Raw genomic sequence first — 19,799 nt, forward strand, 5'->3', positions numbered from 1 at the left:
TCTACAGCCGCCGGTTGGCCAACGCCCCAGTAGCCGTCCGAGCCTTCCCCGCCACCTCCGGGTCCACGTCCACCACCAGCATCTCCACCCCGGCCCCAGCCTGCGCCTCCACCCGCCCGAAACCGTCCGCCACCAGCGAGTACCCGATGCCGGTCGGCGCCTTCGGATTCACTTCCACCCCGGTCACCGCCGGGTCGGCCTGCCCGCAAGCCGCCACCCAGCAGCCCGAGTCCAGGGCCCGTGCCCGCACCAGGACTTCCCACTGCTCCCGCTTCCCGGCTCCCGCGCCCCACGAAGCCGGGACCGTCACCACGTCCGCGCCGTCGTCGGCCAGGCGTCGGAACAGCTCCGGGAACCGCAGGTCGTAGCAGGTGGCGACCCCGAACACGGTCCCCTCCGCGGAGAACGTCACGACCTCCGCACCCGGCGCGACAGTGTCCGATTCGGCGAAGCCGAAGGCGTCGTACAGGTGGATCTTGTCGTAGCCGAGATGCTGCCCCAGCCCGGTGATCAGCAGCGTGTTCCGCACCCGCCCGTTGTCCGCTGGCGTGAACATCCCGGCGATCACCAGCACGTCGTGCTCCGAGGCGATCGCGGCGACCGCCGACGCCCACGGGCCGTCCAGCTGCTGCGCGACCGGGGCGAGCGGGCGGCCGAAGCGGGCCATCGTCGCCTCCGGGAACACCACCACCCGCGCTCCGGCGGCCGCCGCGGCCTCCACGCCGGAGCGAACCGTTTTCAGGTTTTCTTCCGGGTCGTCGCCCGAGTTGAGCTGGCACAACGCGATCCGGGGCACACGAGCCTCCCTGGTCCGGGGACAGCGGGTCGGCATCGAGTATCCCTGCCGGGCGCGCGCGGGCCACCTCGTACCCTGGTGTCCATGTTGAACCGCACCGACCTGCGCGGGCAGGTCCCCTCCGCTGCCGAGCTCCGTGCCGCGCTTCCGCGCGCCGAGTACGACGTGGACGCGGCGCTGCATCAGGTCCGGCCGGTGGTCGAGGCGGTCCGCGACCACGGGGTCGAGGCGGTCCTCGAGTTCACCGAGCGGTTCGACAAGGTGCGCCCGGAGACGGTCCGGGTGCCCGCCGAAGAGCTGTCCAAGGCGCTGTCCGAGCTGGACCCGCAGGTCCGCGCCGCGCTGGAGGAGTCCATCAAGCGCGCCCGGAAAGTGCACTCCGACCAGCGCCGCCAGGACGTCACGACCCAGGTCGTGCCCGGCGGCACGGTCACCGAGCGCTGGGTGCCGGTCGACCGCGTCGGCCTGTACGCGCCGGGCGGGCTGGCGGTGTACCCGTCGACCGTGGTGATGAACGTCGTCCCGGCGCAGCTGGCCGGCGTGCGCTCCCTGGTCGTGTGCTCGCCGCCGCAGGCCGCGTTCGGCGGACGGCCGCACCCGACGATCCTGGCCGCGGCCGCGCTGCTCGGCGTGGACGAGGTGTGGGCGGTCGGCGGCGCGCAGGCGGTCGCGCTGGTCGCCTACGGCGGCGTCGACACCGACGGCGCCGAACTGGCCCCGGTGGACATCGTCACCGGCCCCGGCAACATCTTCCTCACCGCGGCCAAACGCCTGGTCCGCGGCGTGATCGGGATCGACTCCGAGGCCGGTCCGACCGAGATCGCGATCCTCGCCGACGAGACGGCCGACCCGGCCCACGTCGCCGCCGACCTGATCAGCCAGGCCGAGCACGACCCGCTCGCCGCGAGCGTCCTCGTGACCACGTCCGAGAAGCTGGCCGACGCGGTCGAGACGGAACTGGCCGCCCGCGTCCCCGCGACGAAGCACTCCGAGCGGGTCGGCCAGGCGCTGGGCGGCAAGCAGTCCGGCGTCATCCTGGTGTCCACTGTGGACGACGGACTGCGCGTCGTGGACGCGTATGCCGCCGAGCACCTGGAAATCCAGACCGCGAACGCCCGCGAAGTGGCCGCGCGGGTGCGCAACGCCGGAGCGATTTTCGTCGGCGCGTACGCCCCGGTTTCGCTGGGCGACTACTGCGCCGGCTCGAACCACGTGCTGCCCACCGGCGGGTTCGCGCGGCATTCCTCGGGCCTGTCGGTGCAGAGCTTCCTGAAGGGGATCCACGTCGTGGACTACTCCGAGGACGCCCTGCGCGAGATCGCTCCCCGCGTCGTCGCGCTCGCGGACGCCGAAGACCTGCCCGCGCACGGCGAAGCCGTCACCGCACGTTTCGAAGGAGACGGCCGATGAACGAAGCCACTCCCGGCGGCGAGGTCACCCTCGCCGAACTCCCGCTGCGCGAGGACCTGCGGGGCCGCACCCCGTACGGCGCGCCGCAGCTGGACGTCCCGATCCGGCTCAACACCAACGAAAACCCGTACCCGCCGCCGCCCGAACTGGTCGACGACGTCGCCGAGGCCGTGCGCGCCGAAGCCGCGTCGCTGCACCGGTACCCGGACCGCGACGCGGTGGCGCTGCGCACCGATCTGGCGGACTACCTGACGGTGTCCACCCGGGTCGTGCTGTCCGAGGCGAACGTGTGGGCGGCGAACGGGTCGAACGAGATCCTGCAGCAGATCCTGCAGGCGTTCGGCGGCCCCGGCCGCACCGCGCTGGGCTTCGAGCCGTCGTACTCGATGCACCCGATCATCGCGACCGGCACCCGCACCGACTGGCTGCCGGTGCCGCGCCGCGCGGACTTCTCGCTCGACACCGCGCAGGCCGCCCGAGCGGTCGCCGAGCGGAAGCCGGACATCGTGTTCGTGACCAGCCCGAACAACCCCACCGGCGGGTCGATCCCGCTGGACCAGCTGCGCGGCGTGCTCGACGCGGCCCCGGGGATCGTCGTGGTGGACGAGGCGTACGCGGAGTTTTCGTCGCAGGCCTCCGCGATCGAGCTGATCGCGGAGTACCCGGCGAAGCTGATCGTGTCGCGCACGATGAGCAAGGCGTTCGCCTTCGCCGGCGGACGGCTGGGCTACCTCGCCGCCGCACCGGCCATCGTGGACGCACTGCAGCTCGTCCGGCTGCCGTACCACCTGTCCAAGGTCACCCAGGCGGCCGCCCGCGCCGCCCTCCGGCACGCCGACGCCACCCTCGCGTCGGTGCACCGGCTCTCCGCCGAACGCGACCGCGTCGTGGAAGCCTTGCTGGGCTTGGGATTCACCCCGGTGCCGAGCGACGCCAACTTCGTCCTCTTCGGACAGTTCAGCGACGCGCCGGCCAGCTGGCAGTCCTATTTGGACCACGGCGTGCTGATCCGGGACGTGGGCATCGAAGGCCACCTGCGGGTGACCGTCGGCACCCCGGAAGAGAACGACGCTTTCCTCGAAGCGAGTAAGGAAGTCAAGCGATGAGCCGCGTCGGCAAGGTGGAGCGCACCACCAAGGAATCGTCCATCCTGGTCCAGCTTGACCTCGACGGGACCGGCCAGGTGGAGATCGCCACCGGCGTGCCGTTCTACGACCACATGCTCACCGCGTTCGGCGTGCACGGTTCGCTGGACCTGAAGGTCGAAGCGACCGGCGACGTCCACATCGACGCCCACCACACCGTCGAGGACACCGCGATCGTGCTCGGCCAGGCGCTGCGCCAGGCCCTCGGGGACAAGAGCGGCATCCGCCGCTTCGGCGACGCGTGGATCCCGATGGACGAAACCCTCGCCCACGCCGCGATCGACGTCTCCGGCCGCCCGTACTGCGTGCACGTCGGGGAACCGGAGCAGTTCAACACCTTCACGATCGGCAACAACTACCCGTTCGTCCTGACCCGGCACGTCTTCGACTCGCTGGCGTTCCACGCGCAGATCGCCCTGCACGTCCGCGTCATCCACGGCCGCGACCCGCACCACATCGCGGAAGCGGAGTACAAGGCCGTGGCCAGGGCACTGCGTGCGGCCACGGAACCGGACCCGCGCGCCGGTGGGATTCCGTCCACGAAGGGCGTGCTTTAGCGGCTACGGACGTGCGCGGCGTTGCTCTGGACGCCGCGCACGGTGGCCGCGCCGGGGAATGCGGCCCGCATCGAGCAGGAGAAGCGGGAATCGACCGAGCGATATTCAGTTCGGTGATTCGAGGGCAAGCTCGCCCCAGCGGAGCGGCACCGCGCACTCGGTTCTCGTTCTGACCGCTCACACGCGGAACACCGTCCGCGGCGCGGCATAAGCCACCGGCCCGGGAAAGTGTTCGGCGGCAAGGCGAACCGCGTCGCGGGCGGTGACCGTGTGGCCGAGATGCGTGAGCACCAGTCGTGCGGCACCGGCAGCCGCGTGGCCTGCTTCCGCCGGAGTCAGGTGTTCCGCGGACGGCTCGATGCTGTCCGCTTCGCACAGGAACAGATCCGTCCCCTTCGCCAGCTCCGAGAGCGCCGAGCACGGCCCGGTGTCCCCGGAGTACGCGAAAGTCCGCTCTCCGTCAGTGATCCGCACCCCGAACGCCGGGAACCCGTGCGACACGGCCACCGTCTCGAGGCGCAGCCCGCCGACCCTGGTCCGATGCCCGTCGTGGAGTTCCCGGACGGCGAACGCCTCCTCGATCGGCGCGCGGCCGGTGTTGCTGAGGAACGCCGAGATCCGCGCCGCTGTCCCCGGCGGGCCGTAGAGCGGGATCGGTCGCCGCGGGTGGAGATCCGCGAACAACAGTGCGTACACCGCCGGTAACAGATCCGCGACGTGGTCCGCGTGCAGATGCGAGATCCAGATCGCGTCCAGCTCCGCCGGCGAGACGTGTTCCTGCAGGGCAGCGAGGGTACCGGGCCCGGCGTCGAGCCAGATCGCGGTGTCCTCGTGGCGCACCAGGTACCCGGAGCACGGAGCGTCCGGGCGCGGGTACGGCGTCGCGCTGCCCAGTACCGTCACGGTGAAAGCCATGTGGCACGCTAACCCCTGTGAGCAAAGAACTGATCGCGGTCCTGCTGCTGGCCCTCGGCGGCTTCCTGGCCGGCGGGGTCTACTCGCTGTGGAAGACCGCGAAGTTCTTCGCCGTGGTGCTGGGCATCGCGGCAGTGCTGGCGATCGGCGGGGCCATCGCCTGGCTGGTCAGCTGACCACTCCCGGGATCTTCCCGCTCCCGACGCACGCTTCCCGCACTGTTGACGCGGGCCTTCTCGCCGACGCGGACCTGGCTGCTGACGCGGACCTGCTCGCCGACGCGGACCTGGCTGCTGACGCGGACCTGCTCGCCGACGCGGACCTGCTCGCCGACGCGGGCTTGCTCGCCTACGCGGGCTTGGTCGCCGACGCGGACCTGCTCGCCTACGCGGGCTTGGTCGCCGACGCGGACCTGCTCGCCTACGCGGGCTTGGTCGCCGACGCGGACCTGGTCGCCGACACGGGCTTGCTCGCCGACACGGGCCTGGTCGCCGACACGGGCCTGGTCGCCGACACGGGCCTGGTCGCCGACACGGGCCTGGTCGCCGACACGGGCCTGGTCGCCGACACGGGCCTGGTCGCCGACGCGGACCTTCTCGCGCAGGCGTGTGCCCGCACCTGCCCTGCGCCGCCCAGCAATTGATGCGGACCTTCGCGCCTCCCGAGACTTGCCCAGGCAGCTAACGCGAGCCCTTCCACAGCAGCCCGTGGTTCGCGGCGGCTAACGCGGCCGTTGTCGCTCGTGGCGCCCTCCCAGCAACGAAACACGGACTTCCCCGCCCACAGCGTGCCTCCCCACAGCTAGCGCACGCCCCTCACGGCAAGCGCGTAACTCGCGGCGACGTGCGAGGTCCTAGCCGCCTTCGACGCACGCCTTCCCGGCAACGAACGCGAATCTCCCCACGCCTAGCCCGTGACTCCTGTCAATAAAACACCTCCCCAAGCGCACCCCGAGACTAAGCCGCCAACGGCTGATAAATGCACTCAGCCAGCGTCGCGTGCTTTTTCCACCCCAACGTCTCGTACAGCGCCCGCCCCGCATCCGTCGCCCCGAGCACGCCCAGCACCGCTCCGTCCGAGACCGCGCGGTCGGCGAGCGAGCGCATCACGAACCCGCCCAGTCCGCGGCGCCGGTGGGCTTCCTCAGTCACCACCCGGTCCACAACAACCGCGTCGCCGACAGTCGCCATCTGGCCCTTTGCCGCCTGCTCGCCCGACGCGTCCAGCACGCGGAGAAACGTGACGGCGCCGCTGATCTCCACCGTCACCGTGTAGCCCTCCGGCGCGACCGGGTTCGTCGCCAGCAGATCCGTCGCCATCAGGTGTCCGGTTTCTTCCCACGCGACTATCCAGCCGTCCGGCATCCACGGTTCGATCGTTTCCGGCTCGGCAGGCGTTTTCAGCCACGTCCGAGGTTCGCTGACCGCGCCCGCAGCAGCGCGGACCAGCGATTCCTCAGCCTCGGGCAGGACGTGCCTGCCCACTTCCGCGGGATTGTCCGGCACCTCGACGAAAAGCCCCCATGGCTTCTCGACCGGCGCCGGCGTCTGGCGTGACAACGCCCATCCCGCGACCCAAGTCCGTACCGTGTCCTCGATCATGAAACCAGGGTACGAACCACCACCGACAAAAACTCAGACTCGAGTCAGCTCGCGTTCGTCGTCGCCGCGGGCGCCGAGTTCGCGGACGAGGCCCTCGCCTTCGACGTCGACGTTCGGCAGGATCCGGTCGAGCCACTTGGGCAACCACCACGCGCCGCGGCCGAGCAGGGACATCACCGCGGGCACGATGGTCATCCGGATCACGAACGCGTCCACCAGCACGCCGAAGGCCAGCGCGAACCCGATCGACTGGATCAGCGTCGACTCGGCCAGGACGAACCCGGCGAACACCGAGATCATGATCAGCGCGGCCGCCACGACGACCCGCGCGCCGTGCCGGAACCCGGTCACCATCGCTTCCTGCGGCTCGGCGCCGTGCACGTGTTCCTCGCGCATCCGGGTCACCAGGAACACCTGGTAGTCCATCGCGAGCCCGAACAGGACGCCGATCAGCAGGATCGGCAGCATGCTCATGATCGGGCCGGTCGAGGCGACGCCGAGCAGGTCGGTGAGCCAGCCCCACTGGAACACCGCGACCACCGCGCCGAACGTCGCGACCACCGAGCCCAGGAACCCGAGCGTCGCCTTCAACGGCACTACGACCGACCGGAACACCAGCATCAGCAACAGGAACGCCAGCCCGACGATCAGCGCGAGGTAGGGCAGCATCGCGTCCGACAGCTTCTGCGACACGTCGATGTTGGCCGCGGTCTGGCCGGTCACCGCGAGACTGCCGCCGGTGTTTTCCTGCAACGGCGCGGATTGCGCGCGGATCGCGGACACGAGGTCTTCGGTCTGCGTGCTGCTCGGGCCGCTCTTCGGGATCACCGTGAGCACCGCGGTGTCCCCGGCCGGGTTGACCCGAGGCGGCGTCACCGCGGCGACGTCCGGCAGCTTGCCGATGTCCGCCGCGGCCTGCTTCAACGCGGCCGGATTGTGGTTCGGGCCGGTGTCGACGACGACGAGCAGCGGTCCGTTCGCGCCCTCGCCGAAGCCCTTGCTGACCAGTTCGTAGGCCTTGCGCTGGGTGGTGTCCGGCGCGGCGGTGGAGTCGTTGGGCAGGCCGAGCTGCATGCTCAGCGCGGGAATCGCGACCACGGCCAGCCCGACCAGCGCGGTCAGCAGGACCGGAACCCGGTGCCGCGCAACGAAACGCGCCCAGCGCTCGCCGTGCGTCGGGCCTTCGGTGCGGCGGCGCACGCGGATCTTGCTGCTGGCGACCCGGCCGCCGGCGAAGCCGAGCACGGCGGGCAGCAGCGTCAACGCGATTAGCACCGCGATCACGACGGTCGCCGCGGCGGCGACGCCCATCTGGCCGAGGAACGGAATACCGACGACGGTCAGCCCGGCGAGCGCGATGATCACCGTCAGCCCGGCGAACACCACGGCGGAGCCGGCGGTGCCAACGGCTCGACCGGCGGCTTCCTCGGGTTCGCGGCCCTCGGCCAGTTCGTGCCGGTAACGGGAGACGATGAACAGCGCGTAGTCGATGCCCACCGCGAGCCCGATCATCAACGCCAGCACCGGAGTGTTGGAGTTCAGCTCCATCGAACCGGACGCCAGCATGATGCCCGCCATCCCGACGCCGACCCCGATCAACGCGGTCAGCAACGGAATCCCGGCGGCCAGCAGCGAACCGAAGGTGATGATCAGGACGACCGCCGCGACCGCGACGCCGAGCCCTTCGGTGGCTCCGGTCGCCGGGATGCCCTGCACCGCGTCGCCGCCGTACTCGACCTGATATCCCAGCTGCTTCGCGTGATCACCGGTCGCCAGCAGCGCGGACCGGTCGGAATCGCTGAGCTCGAAGCCCTTCACCTGGTAGCTCACCTGCGCGAGCGCGACCCGGCCGTCGGGGGACACCGACTTCGCCTGGAACGGGTCGACCACCGCGGCCACCTTCGGCGCGGACTTCAGCTTGCCCACCACCGACTCGACGGCCGCCTGCCCCGCCGGGTCGGTGACCTTGTGCCCCTCCGGCGCGGCGATCGCCACGCGCGCGGTGCCGCCGCCCGCCGCGGCCTGCGGGAAGTGCTCGGCCAGCCGGTCGATCGCCTGCTGGGATTCGGTGCCGGGGATGGTCACCGAATCGGACAGCTTGCCCGACAGCGTGAGCGCGCCCGCGCCCACCGCCGCGAGGACAAGCGCCCAGACCGCCGCCACGAGGACCCGGCGGCGGAACGACAGCCTGCCGAGCCGGTACAGGAAGGGTGCCACGAGTCGTCTCCGTTTCGCGCCCGAAGCGGGCTCTCCGCACTGGGAATCGCCCTTTCGAAGCTAGCCGTTCGGCAAGGGGCTGCCAAGCCGATCGGCTAGGATGTGACTAGCCGCACGGCAAGTTTCGGACTAGTCGCCCGGCAAGTACGATGATGTGCTGCGGAGCAGCGCACTCCGCTTGACGAGGAGGGCGCGATGACGACCGTCGAACCGGTCGCGGACACCCGGACCAGGCTGCTCGCCACTGCGCTGCGGCTGTTCTCGGAGCACGGCGTGGAGGGCACGTCGCTGCAGATGATCGCCGACGAGCTTGGCGTCACCAAGGCCGCGGTGTACTACCACTTCAAGACGAAGTCGGAGATCACCGAGGCGGTCGCGGAACCGGGCATCCGGGAACTGGACGAACTGGTCGTCGAGGCGGCGAAGCACCGCCGCCACGGCGCGCGCGTGGATCATCTGCTGGACGGTTTCGTCGATCTCGTGGTGCGGCACCGGGTGCTGGTCGCGCTGTTCTCCAGCGACCCGGGCATCGACGCGGCGCTCGCGAAATCGCGGCACGGCGTCGAAGGATTCAAACAGGCGCTGATCTCGATCGTGGCCGGGGAGCCGGAGCCGGACGTGACCGCTCGCGTGACGGCGATCGTGGCGTTCACCGGCATCGCGATGGCGGGCGGCGCGCCCGATCTGGCCGAGGTGGACGACGAAACGCTGCGCCAGGAGTTGGTCGGAGTGGGGCGGCGGCTGCTGGGCAGGCCGCGCCGCCGGGTCTGCTGAGCCAGCTTCTCAACTGTTGAGAATCCTGTTGCAGTATCTGGGACGAGGCTCCTAACCTCGGAGCATGTCTTCGGATAGCGCTTACGGGCAGGGGCACGCGGAAAGCGTTGTACGGTCGCAAACTTGGCGAACCGTCGACAATTCGGCGGCCTACCTCGCACCGGAGCTGCTTCCCGGGCGCAGCGTGCTGGACGTCGGCTGCGGACCCGGGACGATCACGGTGGATCTCGCCCGCCGGGTGGCTCCGGGCGAGGTCGTCGGCATCGACGTGTCGGAAGCCGTTCTGGAGCAGGCGCGGGCGCACGCGCGGAGCGAAGGCGTGTCCAACGTCCGGTTCGAGCGCGCCGACATCACCGCGGCCCCGGCGATCGGCCGGTTCGACGTCGTGCACGCACACCAGGTGCTGCTGCACCTGACCGAACCGGTGGAAGCGCTGCGGCACATGCTGGCGCTGGCGAAACCCGGCGGTGTGGTCGCTGCCCGCGACACCGACTACGCCGCAGCGTTCTGGTGGCCGGCGGATTCGCGGCTCGACCGCTGGCTCGAGGTGTACCGCGCGGTCGCGCACGGCAATGGCGCCGAGCCGGACGCGGGACGGCGATTGCTGGCCTGGGCGCACGCCGCGGGCGCTCGCGACGTCAAGCCGAGTGCCTCGATCTGGTGTCATTCCACGCCTGAGGAACGCGCGTGGTGGGGCGGCATGTGGGCGGAACGGATCCTGGATTCCAAGATTGCCGAACAGGCCGTGGCGGGCGGGCACGCGTCCGCGGAAGACCTCCGCGAGATCTCCGCCGCGTGGCGTGCGTGGGCGGCCGATCCGGACGGCTGGTTCTCGATTCCGCACGGGGAAATCCTGTGCCAGGTCGGCGAAACCGGCTGAACCGCGGAAGCGCTCCGGTGGCCCTCACGCACCTCCGCAACGTCCGCACCCGCTCCCGGAAAACTCGCCGAGGCGGTCGGCTACGGCAGCCGGGAGTCCTTCAACGCTTCAGCCGCGCGCCGTTCCTCGGCCGTCAACTGATCCGCGGGAACCCGGACTACGGAGCGGAAACGGCGGCACACCGGGCATCGCTGCAGCCGCCGGTCGCCGAGCCGGATCGCCTTGAACGACACCAAGGGCTGCCAGATCGTGGAGAAATAATGGCCTTCGCTGCACTGGACGATCGTGTAGTCCGGCATGGCCACCTCCTCGGGCGCGACCCGTTCAGTATGCGCTACTCGGGTGCCGTCAGAAACTCCGCCGGAACCGCCGAAGTCAGCCACACCCCGTTGTCGCTCACCTGAAACACGTGCCCGCGCGCGGCCATTTCCCCGGCCGCCACCGTGAGCACGACCGGCTTCCCGTGCCGCGATCCGACCTTCCACGCCGTCTCGCGGGTTGCCGACAAATGCACCGCGTGCCGCTTCATCGGGCGCAATCCCTCCGCCTGGATCGACGGCAGGAACCGCGTCGCCGTGCCGTGGAAAAGGATTTCAGGCGGCGGCGCGTCCGACAGTTCCAGATCCACCCGGACGCTGTGTCCCTGGCTGGCGCGGATCAACGTCCCCGTTTCGTCGAAGCCGAACCGCTGTTTGGCGCAGTTCGCGACGACCTCGTCCAGCTCCGCGCGGCTCACCGGGAACTGGTTACGGGCCAGTGCGGCGAGCAACTCGTCGACCGGAACCCAGCCGCCAGGGGAGAGGGTGAGGCCGAGCCCGCCGGGGTCGTGGCGCAGGTGCCGGGACAGCCGTTTGGATACCCGGGTTCGATTTTTCTCGTTCATCTCTGCCCGCAGTAACCCACACCGAAGCACTGGCGCGCAACGGAATTCAGATGCCGCCCTCCAGGACCGGACGAAGCTTGCTGGCCCCGGGCCCGAACCGGGAGAGCTCGTCGTCCGCGTTGTACAGGCCGCAGCTGCGCAGCGACAGGCATCCGCAGCCGACGCATCCGGTCAGCCGGTCCCGCAACCGCTGGAGCGCGTCGATCCGGGCGTCGAGTTCGGTCTGCCATTCGCGCGACAGCCGGGCCCAGTCCGCCTTCGTCGGCGCGTGGTCGGCGGGGAGCGTCTCCAACGCCGCGCTGATGTCTTCCAGCGACAGCCCGACCCGTTGCGCGGCGCGGATGAACGCGATCCGCCGCAGCACCGAACGCGCGTAACGGCGCTGGTTGCCCGCCGAGCGCTCGGACGTGATCAGGCCGCGCTCCTCGTAGAACCGCAGTGCCGTGTGCGGGACCCCGCTGCGTTCCGCGACCTGGCCGATGCTCAGCTTGTCCGCCAACCTCGTCATTGGTCCAGGTTAGCGCTTGACCTTCAGTTTGGTCGAGGTTGCATGGTCGGGACCATGACCACGACGACGCACGAGCCGGGCTACGCGGACCTGCCCCGGCTGATCTCGCTGATGACCGGCGACGACAAACACCACGCGGCCGCGGAGTCCACAATGGACGTCCTGTGGGTGCTGTTCGACCGGGTCCTCGACCTCGGCCCGGACACCGCCCGGCACCCGGGCCGCGACCGGTTCCTGCTGTCCAAGGGGCACGGCCCGATGGCGTACTACGCGGTGCTCGTCGCGAAAGGCTGGCTGGACGAGGACGAACTCGCCGGCTGGAGTTCGGCGCGTTCGCGGCTCGGCCACCATCCCGACCGCGTCCGCGCGCCCGGCGTCGAAATCTCCAGCGGTTCGCTCGGGCACGGCCTGCCGATCGCCGTCGGCACCGCGCTCGGCCTGCGCGCCCGCCGGTTCCGCTCGCGCATCGTCACGCTGGTCGGCGACGCCGAACTCGACGAAGGCTCCAACCATGAGGCGATCGTCGTCGCCGCACGGCTCGGGCTCGACAAGCTCACCGCAGTGGTCGTGGACAACCAATCCTCGACGCACGGCTGGCCAGGCGGCATCGCGCGCCGTTTCGAAACCGAGGGCTGGGCCGTGCGCACGGTCTCCGGTCGCGACCACGAAGCGCTGTACGACGCGTTCACCACCCCTCATCCCGGACGGCCGCTCGCGGTCGTCGCCGTCGTGGAACCGAAAGGCGCGCACTGATGCCGAACATGCGGGACACCTTCCTGACCACCGCCGAGGAAATCGTCAACCGCGACCAGGACGTGGCGATCGTCCTCGCCGACATCTCGGCCGCGTCGCTCGCCGAGGCCGCGCGACGGCATCCGGACCGGGTGATCAACGTCGGGATCCGCGAGCAATTGCTCGTGAGCACCGGCGCCGGCCTCGCGCTCGCCGGGCTCCGGCCGATCGTGCACACCTTCAACGCGTTCCTCGTGGAGCGCGCGTTCGAGCAGATCAAACTGGACCTCAGCCACCAGGACCTCGGCGCGGTGCTGGTGTCGTACGGCGCTTCCTACGACATGCCGATGGAAGGCCGCACGCACCAGGCTCCCGGCGACGTCGCGCTGATCGATTCCCTGCCTGGCTGGTACGTGCACGTGCCCGGGCATCCCGAGGAGGCGCGGCGGCTGCTGCTCGACTCGGTGCCCGGGGACAGCCGGACGTACCTGCGGCTGTCCGCGCAGGAGAATTCCGAGCCGCACCTCGGCGTCGGGCTCCAGACGATCCGCCAGGGCACGCGCGGCGTGGTGATCGCGGTCGGGCCGATGCTGGACCGGGTGCTGGAGGCGGCCGAGGGCATGGACGTGACGGTGCTCTACACCTCGACGGTGCGCCCGTTCGACGCCGAAGGGCTGCGTGCCGCGATGCCGGAGGTGGCTGATGTGGCGCTGGTGGAGCCGTACCTCAGGGGAACCTCCGCGCATTGCGTCGCCGACGCGCTCGCGGACCGGCCGCACCGGCTGCTGAACCTCGGCACCCGCCGGGACGCCGAGGTGCGGATCTACGGCACGCTCGCCGACCACGATCTCGTGCACGGGCTCGACGCGGGTTCGATCGCGTTGTCCCTCAAGGAATTCTTCACCGGATGAGGAGAGACCCCGGCAACGGGCAACCTCCCGGGATCACCAGCCGCTGTCGGCGCGTCGCACGGGGTTCACCGTGCGCGCGGTCGACCGGCGCGCGAGGTCGATCTCCGCGCGGGTCTTCTGCAGCGGGATGGTCAGCTCCCTGAACTGCGGGAACGGCACGCTGTCGATGTCTTCCCGCCATGCTTGGAACATCCGGCAAAGCAGATCGGACTCGGACATTTCGTCCTCTTTCCGGGTCCGGGGGCGCCGGCGGCACCCGCACATAGCCCAGTGGGTACCCGTTCGGGGCGAGAACGAAACGGGCTCGGAACGAAATTGTCCGGGAGGCTAGGCTCGGGGCGTGTCTCGTGTGGTGATCCTCGATTACGGCTCCGGAAACCTCCGCTCCGCCGAACGCGCCGTCGCGCGCGCGGGCGCCGACGTGGAAGTCACCGCGGACCCGCATGCCGCGCTCGAAGCCGACGGCCTCGTGGTGCCCGGCGTCGGCGCGTTCTCGGCGTGCATGAGCGGGCTGCTGGGCGTGCACGGGCACCGGATCATCGGCAAGCGGCTGGCGGGCGGACGCCCGGTGCTGGGCATCTGCGTCGGCATGCAGATCCTGTTCTCGCGCGGCGTCGAGCACGGCGAGGAGACCGAGGGCACCGGCGAATGGCCGGGCACGGTCGAGCGGCTGCACGCCGACGTGCTCCCGCACATGGGCTGGAACACCGTCCGCGCGCCCGCCGATTCGCAGCTGTTCGCTGGGATCGACGCGGACGAGCGGTTCTATTTCGTGCACTCGTACGCGGCGCGGAAGTGGGAACTGGACTCCGGCCTCGCCGGGCAGCAGCCCAAGGTGACCTGGGCGAACCACGGCGAGGACTTCGTCGCGGCGGTGGAGAACGGGCCGCTGTGGGCCACCCAGTTCCACCCGGAGAAGTCCGGGGACGCGGGGGCGCAGCTGCTGCGCAACTGGCTCGGCACGCTGGCGTAGCCGGGAGTTTCCGTCAGGAGGCGACTGTGCCGCCGCTCACTTCGCCGGTCCGTGGCGTGCGCCGCATCGCCAGGTCGCCGAGGCCGTCCGGCCGCGCGGATATCCCCCGGAAGGTGCGCCCGGCCGCGCCGCTTAGGCTGTGCGCGTGACTTTCACGCTCCTTCCCGCAGTTGATGTTGCCGACGGCCAGGCGGTCCGACTCGTCCAGGGCGAGGCGGGCACCGAGACCTCCTACGGCAGCCCGCTCGAGGCGGCGCTGCAGTGGCAGCGCGACGGCGCCGAGTGGATCCATCTCGTGGACCTCGACGCGGCCTTCGGCAAGGGCAGCAACCGCGAGCTGCTCGCCGACGTCGTCAAGCGGCTCGACGTGCAGGTGGAGCTGTCCGGCGGCATCCGCGACGACGCGTCGCTCGAGGCGGCGCTCGCCACCGGCGCGCGCCGGGTCAACCTCGGCACCGCGGCGCTCGAGGACCCGGACTGGACGGCGAAGGTCGTCTCCGAATACGGCGACCGCGTCGCGATCGGCCTCGACGTGCGGATCACCGAGGCCGGGCACCGGCTGTCCGCGCGCGGCTGGACGTCCGACGGCGGCGACCTGTGGGAGGTCCTGGAGCGGCTCGACCGCGACGGGGCCAGCCGGTACGTCGTCACCGACGTGAGCAAGGACGGCACCCTGCGCGGCCCGAACCTGGACCTGCTGCGCGAGGTCACCGCCCGCACCGACGCCCCGGTGATCGCCTCCGGCGGAGTGTCCAGTGTGGACGATCTGCGGGCGCTCGCCGGGCTGGCGTCGGACGGCGTCGAAGGCTCGATCGTCGGGAAGGCGCTGTACGCGGGCGCTTTCACCCTCCCGGAAGCCCTCGCCGCCGTCCGCTGACCGCGGGAATCGTCGGCGAGCACCGGAAATCACGCCGGAATCGCGGCCCGGTCGAGCGCGAGTTGCCCGGCTGGGCGCATCCGGCCCTCCTGCCGGAGCAGCTCGGCCCGGGCGAGATTTCGCGGCGACCACGGGCTTTTCGGCCGTCGCGGCGTGTACCGCTGGGTGTAGGTCGAGTCGTCGCGGCGGCGGGTCAGGCCGTCGATCCAGCCGTAGCAGAGCGCTTCTCGCAGCGCCTGCTCGTAGGTGAGGCCGGGCGTGCCCTTCTTCGCCAGCACCACCCAGACTTCGGTGGCGGAATCGTGGTGCTCGGCCAGCCAGTTCCGCCATGCCGCGGCGTCGGCGAAGATCGTCATGCCTGCACCAGCGTTTCGCGGACCGAGACGTAGTGCGGGTTGTACATCAGGCCGAGGACGTTGCCCCACGGGTCGATCACCGACGCGGTGATGAACCCGGTGCCGCGGTCGCGCGGGGCGTCGTGGATCTTCGCACCCATCGCGACGACTCGCTCCAGCGTCGCGGGGACGTCCTCGACGTGCCAGAACACGACCGCGCCCGCGGGCTGTCCGACGGTGGCGAGATCGGCGGTCCGGGACAGCTCGCTGGTGGCGTACGAGCTGTGGACGATGCCGAATTCGTGCTGGTAGTCGCCGATGCGCCACTCCAGGTACGCCGGGGTGTCCAGGTATGGCGCGACGCCGAAAAGGTCGGTGTACCAGCGCTTCGCCGCGTCGAAGTCGGGGGAGTAGAAGGTGACGGTGCTGAGTCCTCGAAGCATCTCTGAGTCCTTGTCTGCTCGGTGGTGGGACTAGCTTCTCCGCCAAAGTGCTCATCTTCTGAGCACTTTTAGAGAGAGAATCGAAACCATGCGCGCTGACCGTCTCGTCGCTGCCGTCCTGCTGCTTCAGGCCCGCGGCCGGGTGACCGCTGCCGAACTGGCCGAGGACCTGGAGATCTCCGTCGCCACGGCCCGCCGCGACCTGGAGGCGTTGTCGGCGGCCGGGATCCCGGTCTATCCGCAGCCCGGACGCGGCGGCGGCTGGTCGCTCGTCGGCGGGGCGCGCACCGACCTCAGCGGGCTGACCGCGGCCGAGTCCCAGGCGTTGTTCTTGATGCTGGGACCGGCGGCGTCCGGCGGTCCGGAACTGTCGTCCGCGCTGCGCAAGCTTGTCCGCGCACTGCCCGCCACGTTCCGGGCCGACGCCGAAGCCGCCGCGCGGGCTGTCGTGTCCGATCCGGCGGGGTGGGGCGAGCGGGATCGCGAACCGCCCGCGCTTGTCCAGTCCCTCCAGCAGGCGGTGGTGCAGCGGCGCAAGGTGCGGTTCGACTACAGCGGCAAGGACCGCTTAGTGGATCCGTACGGCCTCGCCGACAAGGACGGCGTCTGGTATCTCATCGCGGGAACCCCTGCGGGACAACGGACTTTCCGCGTCGACCGGATGTCGGCGGCGACGATTACAGACCTGCCTTCGCAGCGGCCGGACGACTTCGATCTCCGCGAACAGTGGGCCCGGGTCGTGGCGGAGATGGAGCAGCGGCGTTCGCTCGTGTCGGCCACGGTACTGGTCGACGCGCGGTATTTGTCCGTGCTGCGGTCCCATTTCGGGCGGCATTGCGAGGTGCTCGGGGAGCAGGACGGCCGGGTTCACGTGAAGGTGGCGGCGCACTGGGTGCGTTCGATCGCGGAGCAACTGGCCGGATGGGGAGACCTGGTCGAGGTGGTGGAACCGGACTCGGTGCGCGCCGAACTCGCCCGCATCGGCCGCGAGCTGACCGCCCGTTACGGGGGCTGAACGATTACCCGCGAGGTAATCGACTCCATTCCCCGGAGCGGACAGGATTGCTTGGCAGACAACGGAATCGAGCCAAGGAGCTGACATGACCGCCTACGCCATCGCCCACCTGCGCCAGCCGGGAACCGTGGACCCCGAGGTCTACGAGTACATGGAACTGATCCAGGCGACGCTCGACCCGTTCGAGGGCCGGTTCCTGGTGCACGGCGGGGATACCCGCGTACTGGAAGGCACCTGGCCGGGCGCGACCGTGGTGCTCGAATTTCCCGATTTCGCCGCCGCCGAGCAGTGGTACGCGTCGGCGGACTACCGCAAGATCCTGCACCTGCGCACCGATCATCTGGTGGGCGACGTGATCCTGGTGGAGGGCTGCGGACCGAACCACGATTCGGCCGCGATGGGCGCCCGGCTCCGTGAAGAGGCTCGGTGACTTATTCGGCGATTTTGATCGCGATCCCGATCGTCCGCTCGGGTCCGCCGCGGAGGCGGCTGAAGAACATGGTCACGCGTCCGACGAGGCCGTAGTCGCGGGCGATGACACCGCGGATGCGGTCGCTGTCGGCGGTGTCGAGGAGCCGGGCGGTGCCGCTGACTGCGGCGCCGTGCACTCGGCGGCCGCGGACGTCGCAGGCTTGCAGCCGGACGTCGCCGTTGTTGCGGATGCGTTTGACCTTGCCCGCGTTGCGTTCGGAGAACAGGACCAGCTCGTCGCCGTCGCGGGAGGCCCACACCGGGGTCGGGACCGCGCGGCCGTCGCGGCGGAAAGTGGTCAGCACGACGTACTTCTCGGCGCCGAGACGCTCCAGTTCGGACATAGCCCTACGGTAGACGGCGTCACAGTCCTTGGCAGCGGTCGGCGGGCTGCGGCGAGCCGGGCGTCGTCGGCACGGCGACCGAGGTGCCGTGGCCGGCCACCTTCTCCATCACCACGTGCGTCGCCGCCACGTAGCCCCAGGTGAACAGCACGACCACGGCCGCGCACACGCCGAGCGCCGCCTTTCGGCTCCCGATTCGCCCCAGGAGCGCGGAAATCCCGGCTCCGGCGAGCAGAAAGAGCAAGAGCGAACTGACCTGCCACAGCGTCACGCCCAGGCCGGACCACGGCACGAGTTGGCGCAACCGGCAGGTCAGCTGCTCGCTCGCAGTGAGCTGGGCGAGGTAATTGGCACCCACGCACCAAGCCACCAGAACGGCGATGATCGCGGCGCCGATCCCGACGGCGTACGCCACTCGCGAAAGCGTGCTCCGAGACTCCCCCAGTTCGGACATGGCTTCACGGTAGCGGTCAGCGGGCGCCCAGCCATCCGTATTCCGGTGCCGAATCGAGCACGATCCCGTCCGCCACCGCGACCAGCTGCTCGCGCGGCAAGCGGCCGGAAACGGTCAGCCATCGCCCGGTCGACAATCGCACGGTGACCTGCGCGTCGGCCGGTCCGGAGGCGGGCACGTAAGCGCCGGGGAGGCCGCGCACTTGCACCGGCCCGGACCCGCTGAGCGCCGGGGAGCCGCCGCTGATCGTCGCGCGCACCTTGCCGCTCGGGCCGCTCGCGTCGAGCACGGTCGTCGCGTTGTCGGAACTGGTGCCGCGCACGGTCGTGGCCTCTTCGTGCAGACCGGCGGGCAGCGGTCCGAAGCGTGCCTCGCCGCGGACCCGGACTGGTTCGACGGTCACGGAATCGGCTACTTGCTGGGCCGCCTCGCGCGCGTCCGGGACGCCTTCCACCTTGGCGGTCAGCACGTAGCGGTTGTCCGGCATCCAGGTAAGCGTGGCGATCGTGTCGCTCGGGCCGGTCACCATGGCGATCCGGCCGTGCACCACGACCTGGTCCTTCACCGCCGAGATGCGCAGTGCGGTCTGCGCCCATTCCGGATCGGCCGTCGAGTGCGCCGCGAGTTCCACCCGGCTCGCGCCGGACTGCCATTGCCGCACCTGCGCGGTCGTCCCGGGCCCGCCGGAGCGGTACTGCTCGGTAAAACCGTCCGGCAGCCAGCCCGGCGTGTACGCGAGCACCGGCCGTCCGGCGGCGGGCGTGAGCTGCGCGGGCGCTTCGGCGACCGTTTCGACCACCAGCGGAACCCCGGCGGCGACCGCGATCACCGCGGCGGCCGCGGCGGCCAGCGCGAGGCGAGGACGGCGCCGGCGTTGCCGGGCCCGGGCGAGCGCGTTGAGCACCTGGTTGCCGTCCGGTGCCCGCTCGGCGAGCCGTTCGAGGCTGTCGCGCACCAGCGTCTCGGTCTCGTTCGAGGGGGTCATTCTCCTGCTCCGGTGGTGAGGGCGGCCGGCAACGAGGGCATTCCGGCGCGCAGCGTCGCCAGCGCGCGCGAAATCTGGCTGCGCACGGTCGAGACGCCGCAGCGGAGGAAATCCGCGATCTCGGCGTCGGTGTAGTTCTCGTAGTAGCGCAGGACGACCGCGGCGCGCTGTTTCCGCGGCAGCGTGGCCAGCAGGGCGAGCATTTCGTCGCGTTCGTCGTAGGCGGTGCTGGGATCGGCGGTCGGCGGCCCGAGCGCGTCGAGCACCGTGTGGTTCGACGGGACCACGCGGCGGGCGGCGCGGCGGCGCCACGACAGGTACTCGTTGGTGATCATCCGGCGGACGTAGGTGGGCGGCGATTCGATCTTCGACCAGCGCTGCTGCGCGCGCAGGAGCACGTCCTGCACGATGTCCTGCGCCAGATGCGGGTCGTCGGCGAGGACGGTCGCGTAGCGCAGCAGCCCGTCGAGGCGTTCCGCCACGAAATCGTCGAAACCGGTGGTCACGATCATCAGACGCGCGAGGGGCCGGTTTTGATGCTTCGGATCCGCAAATTGGTGACGAAGCCGTCGC

At 70.5% G+C, this 19,799-nt stretch carries 26 protein-coding genes; 12 read left to right on the forward strand and 14 right to left on the reverse strand.

Annotated elements, in window-relative coordinates:
* Nucleotide 1: 1 nt before the first annotated feature.
* Nucleotides 2–796, reverse strand: a complete 795-nt coding sequence (locus EIZ45_RS23670) for a carbon-nitrogen hydrolase family protein (protein WP_134665789.1) — start codon at nt 794–796, stop codon at nt 2–4.
* Nucleotides 797–880: 84 nt separating this feature from the next.
* Here EIZ45_RS23670 and hisD point away from each other — a divergent pair, with 84 nt between their 5' ends.
* From hisD to hisB, 3 genes are read left to right on the forward strand one after another with little or no spacing between them, the layout of a single operon-like run.
* Nucleotides 881–2,206, forward strand: coding sequence for a histidinol dehydrogenase (gene hisD / locus EIZ45_RS23675; RefSeq protein ID WP_037809616.1), 1,326 nt, complete (start codon nt 881–883; stop codon nt 2,204–2,206).
* The gene (locus tag EIZ45_RS23680; RefSeq protein ID WP_134665791.1) at nt 2,203–3,312 is read left to right on the forward strand and encodes a histidinol-phosphate transaminase; all 1,110 of its coding nucleotides are present in this window, start codon (nt 2,203–2,205) and stop codon (nt 3,310–3,312) included. Before hisD ends, EIZ45_RS23680 begins: the two co-directional genes overlap by 4 nt.
* A complete protein-coding gene (gene hisB, locus EIZ45_RS23685) occupies nt 3,309–3,908 on the forward strand; it encodes an imidazoleglycerol-phosphate dehydratase HisB (protein ID WP_037367102.1) in 600 nt (199 codons plus the stop codon). The genes EIZ45_RS23680 and hisB overlap by 4 nt, the downstream gene beginning before the upstream one ends.
* Nucleotides 3,909–4,085: 177 nt before the next feature.
* On the opposite strand, the gene EIZ45_RS23690 is transcribed toward hisB, so the two are convergent.
* Nucleotides 4,086–4,823, reverse strand: coding sequence for an MBL fold metallo-hydrolase (locus EIZ45_RS23690; RefSeq protein WP_134665793.1), 738 nt, complete (start codon nt 4,821–4,823; stop codon nt 4,086–4,088).
* Nucleotides 4,824–4,840: 17 nt separating this feature from the next.
* Here EIZ45_RS23690 and EIZ45_RS46185 point away from each other — a divergent pair, with 17 nt between their 5' ends.
* Complete coding sequence (locus EIZ45_RS46185; protein ID WP_162836028.1) at nt 4,841–4,999, forward strand: hypothetical protein; 159 nt, start codon at nt 4,841–4,843, stop codon at nt 4,997–4,999.
* Nucleotides 5,000–5,779: 780 nt separating this feature from the next.
* Here the strand turns inward: EIZ45_RS46185 and EIZ45_RS23700 are convergent.
* Nucleotides 5,780–6,424 carry a GNAT family N-acetyltransferase gene (locus EIZ45_RS23700; RefSeq protein WP_134665795.1) on the reverse strand — a complete coding sequence of 215 codons (645 nt, stop codon included), beginning with the start codon at nt 6,422–6,424 and terminating at the stop codon, nt 5,780–5,782.
* Nucleotides 6,425–6,457: 33 nt separating this feature from the next.
* The gene (locus tag EIZ45_RS23705) at nt 6,458–8,641 is read right to left on the reverse strand and encodes an MMPL family transporter (RefSeq protein WP_134665797.1); all 2,184 of its coding nucleotides are present in this window, start codon (nt 8,639–8,641) and stop codon (nt 6,458–6,460) included.
* A 195-nt stretch (nt 8,642–8,836) separates the two neighbouring features.
* Between EIZ45_RS23705 and EIZ45_RS23710 the strand changes: the two genes are divergently transcribed.
* Together EIZ45_RS23710 and EIZ45_RS23715 are read left to right on the forward strand one after the other, a co-directional pair.
* A complete protein-coding gene (locus EIZ45_RS23710; protein ID WP_037809627.1) occupies nt 8,837–9,415 on the forward strand; it encodes a TetR/AcrR family transcriptional regulator in 579 nt (192 codons plus the stop codon).
* A gap of 64 nt (nt 9,416–9,479) precedes the next feature.
* Nucleotides 9,480–10,295 carry a class I SAM-dependent methyltransferase gene (locus EIZ45_RS23715; RefSeq protein ID WP_134665799.1) on the forward strand — a complete coding sequence of 272 codons (816 nt, stop codon included), beginning with the start codon at nt 9,480–9,482 and terminating at the stop codon, nt 10,293–10,295.
* Nucleotides 10,296–10,375: 80 nt separating this feature from the next.
* Here EIZ45_RS23715 and EIZ45_RS23720 read toward each other — a convergent pair whose 3' ends face one another.
* Genes EIZ45_RS23720 through soxR form a run of 3 tightly spaced genes read right to left on the reverse strand, consistent with a single transcriptional unit; the run spans nt 10,376 to nt 11,686 of the window.
* Nucleotides 10,376–10,594, reverse strand: a complete 219-nt coding sequence (locus tag EIZ45_RS23720) for a hypothetical protein (RefSeq protein ID WP_134665801.1) — start codon at nt 10,592–10,594, stop codon at nt 10,376–10,378.
* 35 nt (nt 10,595–10,629) lie between these two features.
* Nucleotides 10,630–11,178: an RNA 2'-phosphotransferase gene (locus tag EIZ45_RS23725; RefSeq protein WP_134665803.1), complete on the reverse strand. Its 549-nt coding sequence runs from the start codon at nt 11,176–11,178 to the stop codon at nt 10,630–10,632.
* A gap of 46 nt (nt 11,179–11,224) precedes the next feature.
* Nucleotides 11,225–11,686 carry a redox-sensitive transcriptional activator SoxR gene (soxR, locus tag EIZ45_RS23730; RefSeq protein WP_037809633.1) on the reverse strand — a complete coding sequence of 154 codons (462 nt, stop codon included), beginning with the start codon at nt 11,684–11,686 and terminating at the stop codon, nt 11,225–11,227.
* Nucleotides 11,687–11,740: 54 nt separating this feature from the next.
* Between soxR and EIZ45_RS23735 the strand changes: the two genes are divergently transcribed.
* A complete protein-coding gene (locus EIZ45_RS23735) occupies nt 11,741–12,439 on the forward strand; it encodes a thiamine pyrophosphate-dependent enzyme (protein ID WP_134665805.1) in 699 nt (232 codons plus the stop codon).
* The gene (locus EIZ45_RS23740; protein ID WP_134665807.1) at nt 12,439–13,329 is read left to right on the forward strand and encodes a transketolase family protein; all 891 of its coding nucleotides are present in this window, start codon (nt 12,439–12,441) and stop codon (nt 13,327–13,329) included. Before EIZ45_RS23735 ends, EIZ45_RS23740 begins: the two co-directional genes overlap by 1 nt.
* A 33-nt stretch (nt 13,330–13,362) precedes the next feature.
* Here the strand turns inward: EIZ45_RS23740 and EIZ45_RS23745 are convergent, their stop codons facing one another.
* Nucleotides 13,363–13,548 (reverse strand): hypothetical protein, encoded by a 186-nt coding sequence (locus EIZ45_RS23745; RefSeq protein WP_037809637.1) that lies wholly within the window; start codon nt 13,546–13,548, stop codon nt 13,363–13,365.
* Between the two features lie 130 nt (nt 13,549–13,678).
* Between EIZ45_RS23745 and hisH the strand changes: the two genes are divergently transcribed.
* Nucleotides 13,679–14,302 carry an imidazole glycerol phosphate synthase subunit HisH gene (hisH, locus tag EIZ45_RS23750; protein WP_037809638.1) on the forward strand — a complete coding sequence of 208 codons (624 nt, stop codon included), beginning with the start codon at nt 13,679–13,681 and terminating at the stop codon, nt 14,300–14,302.
* A 145-nt stretch (nt 14,303–14,447) separates the two neighbouring features.
* Entirely contained in the window at nt 14,448–15,179 is a 732-nt protein-coding gene (gene priA, locus EIZ45_RS23755) for a bifunctional 1-(5-phosphoribosyl)-5-((5-phosphoribosylamino)methylideneamino)imidazole-4-carboxamide isomerase/phosphoribosylanthranilate isomerase PriA (protein WP_037370068.1), read from the forward strand.
* 29 nt (nt 15,180–15,208) lie between these two features.
* Here priA and EIZ45_RS23760 read toward each other — a convergent pair whose 3' ends face one another.
* Both EIZ45_RS23760 and EIZ45_RS23765 read right to left on the reverse strand, forming a co-directional pair.
* Nucleotides 15,209–15,535, reverse strand: a complete 327-nt coding sequence (locus EIZ45_RS23760; RefSeq protein ID WP_134665809.1) for a YdeI family protein — start codon at nt 15,533–15,535, stop codon at nt 15,209–15,211.
* Nucleotides 15,532–15,957: a VOC family protein gene (locus tag EIZ45_RS23765; RefSeq protein WP_134665811.1), complete on the reverse strand. Its 426-nt coding sequence runs from the start codon at nt 15,955–15,957 to the stop codon at nt 15,532–15,534. The genes EIZ45_RS23760 and EIZ45_RS23765 overlap by 4 nt, the downstream gene beginning before the upstream one ends.
* A gap of 88 nt (nt 15,958–16,045) precedes the next feature.
* On the opposite strand from EIZ45_RS23765, the gene EIZ45_RS23770 reads away from it, so the two are divergent.
* On the forward strand, nt 16,046–16,972 hold the full coding sequence (locus tag EIZ45_RS23770) for a YafY family protein (RefSeq protein ID WP_134665813.1): 927 nt from the start codon (nt 16,046–16,048) through the stop codon (nt 16,970–16,972).
* A gap of 85 nt (nt 16,973–17,057) precedes the next feature.
* Nucleotides 17,058–17,402, forward strand: coding sequence for a DUF1330 domain-containing protein (locus EIZ45_RS23775; protein WP_037809646.1), 345 nt, complete (start codon nt 17,058–17,060; stop codon nt 17,400–17,402).
* A gap of 1 nt (nt 17,403) precedes the next feature.
* Here the strand turns inward: EIZ45_RS23775 and EIZ45_RS23780 are convergent, their stop codons facing one another.
* Genes EIZ45_RS23780 through EIZ45_RS23795 form a run of 4 tightly spaced genes read right to left on the reverse strand, consistent with a single transcriptional unit; the run spans nt 17,404 to nt 19,738 of the window.
* Nucleotides 17,404–17,787, reverse strand: a complete 384-nt coding sequence (locus EIZ45_RS23780; RefSeq protein WP_037809647.1) for a PPOX class F420-dependent oxidoreductase — start codon at nt 17,785–17,787, stop codon at nt 17,404–17,406.
* A 19-nt stretch (nt 17,788–17,806) separates the two neighbouring features.
* Nucleotides 17,807–18,241, reverse strand: coding sequence for a hypothetical protein (locus EIZ45_RS23785; protein WP_134665815.1), 435 nt, complete (start codon nt 18,239–18,241; stop codon nt 17,807–17,809).
* Between the two features lie 16 nt (nt 18,242–18,257).
* The gene (locus tag EIZ45_RS23790) at nt 18,258–19,226 is read right to left on the reverse strand and encodes a hypothetical protein (RefSeq protein WP_037809649.1); all 969 of its coding nucleotides are present in this window, start codon (nt 19,224–19,226) and stop codon (nt 18,258–18,260) included.
* On the reverse strand, nt 19,223–19,738 hold the full coding sequence (locus EIZ45_RS23795) for a SigE family RNA polymerase sigma factor (protein WP_037809651.1): 516 nt from the start codon (nt 19,736–19,738) through the stop codon (nt 19,223–19,225). Before EIZ45_RS23795 ends, EIZ45_RS23790 begins: the two co-directional genes overlap by 4 nt.
* Between the last annotated feature and the right edge of the window lie 61 nt (nt 19,739–19,799).

It is taken from the genome of Amycolatopsis sp. CFH S0740 (assembly GCF_004522315.1).
Taxonomy (GTDB): domain Bacteria; phylum Actinomycetota; class Actinomycetes; order Mycobacteriales; family Pseudonocardiaceae; genus Amycolatopsis; species Amycolatopsis nivea.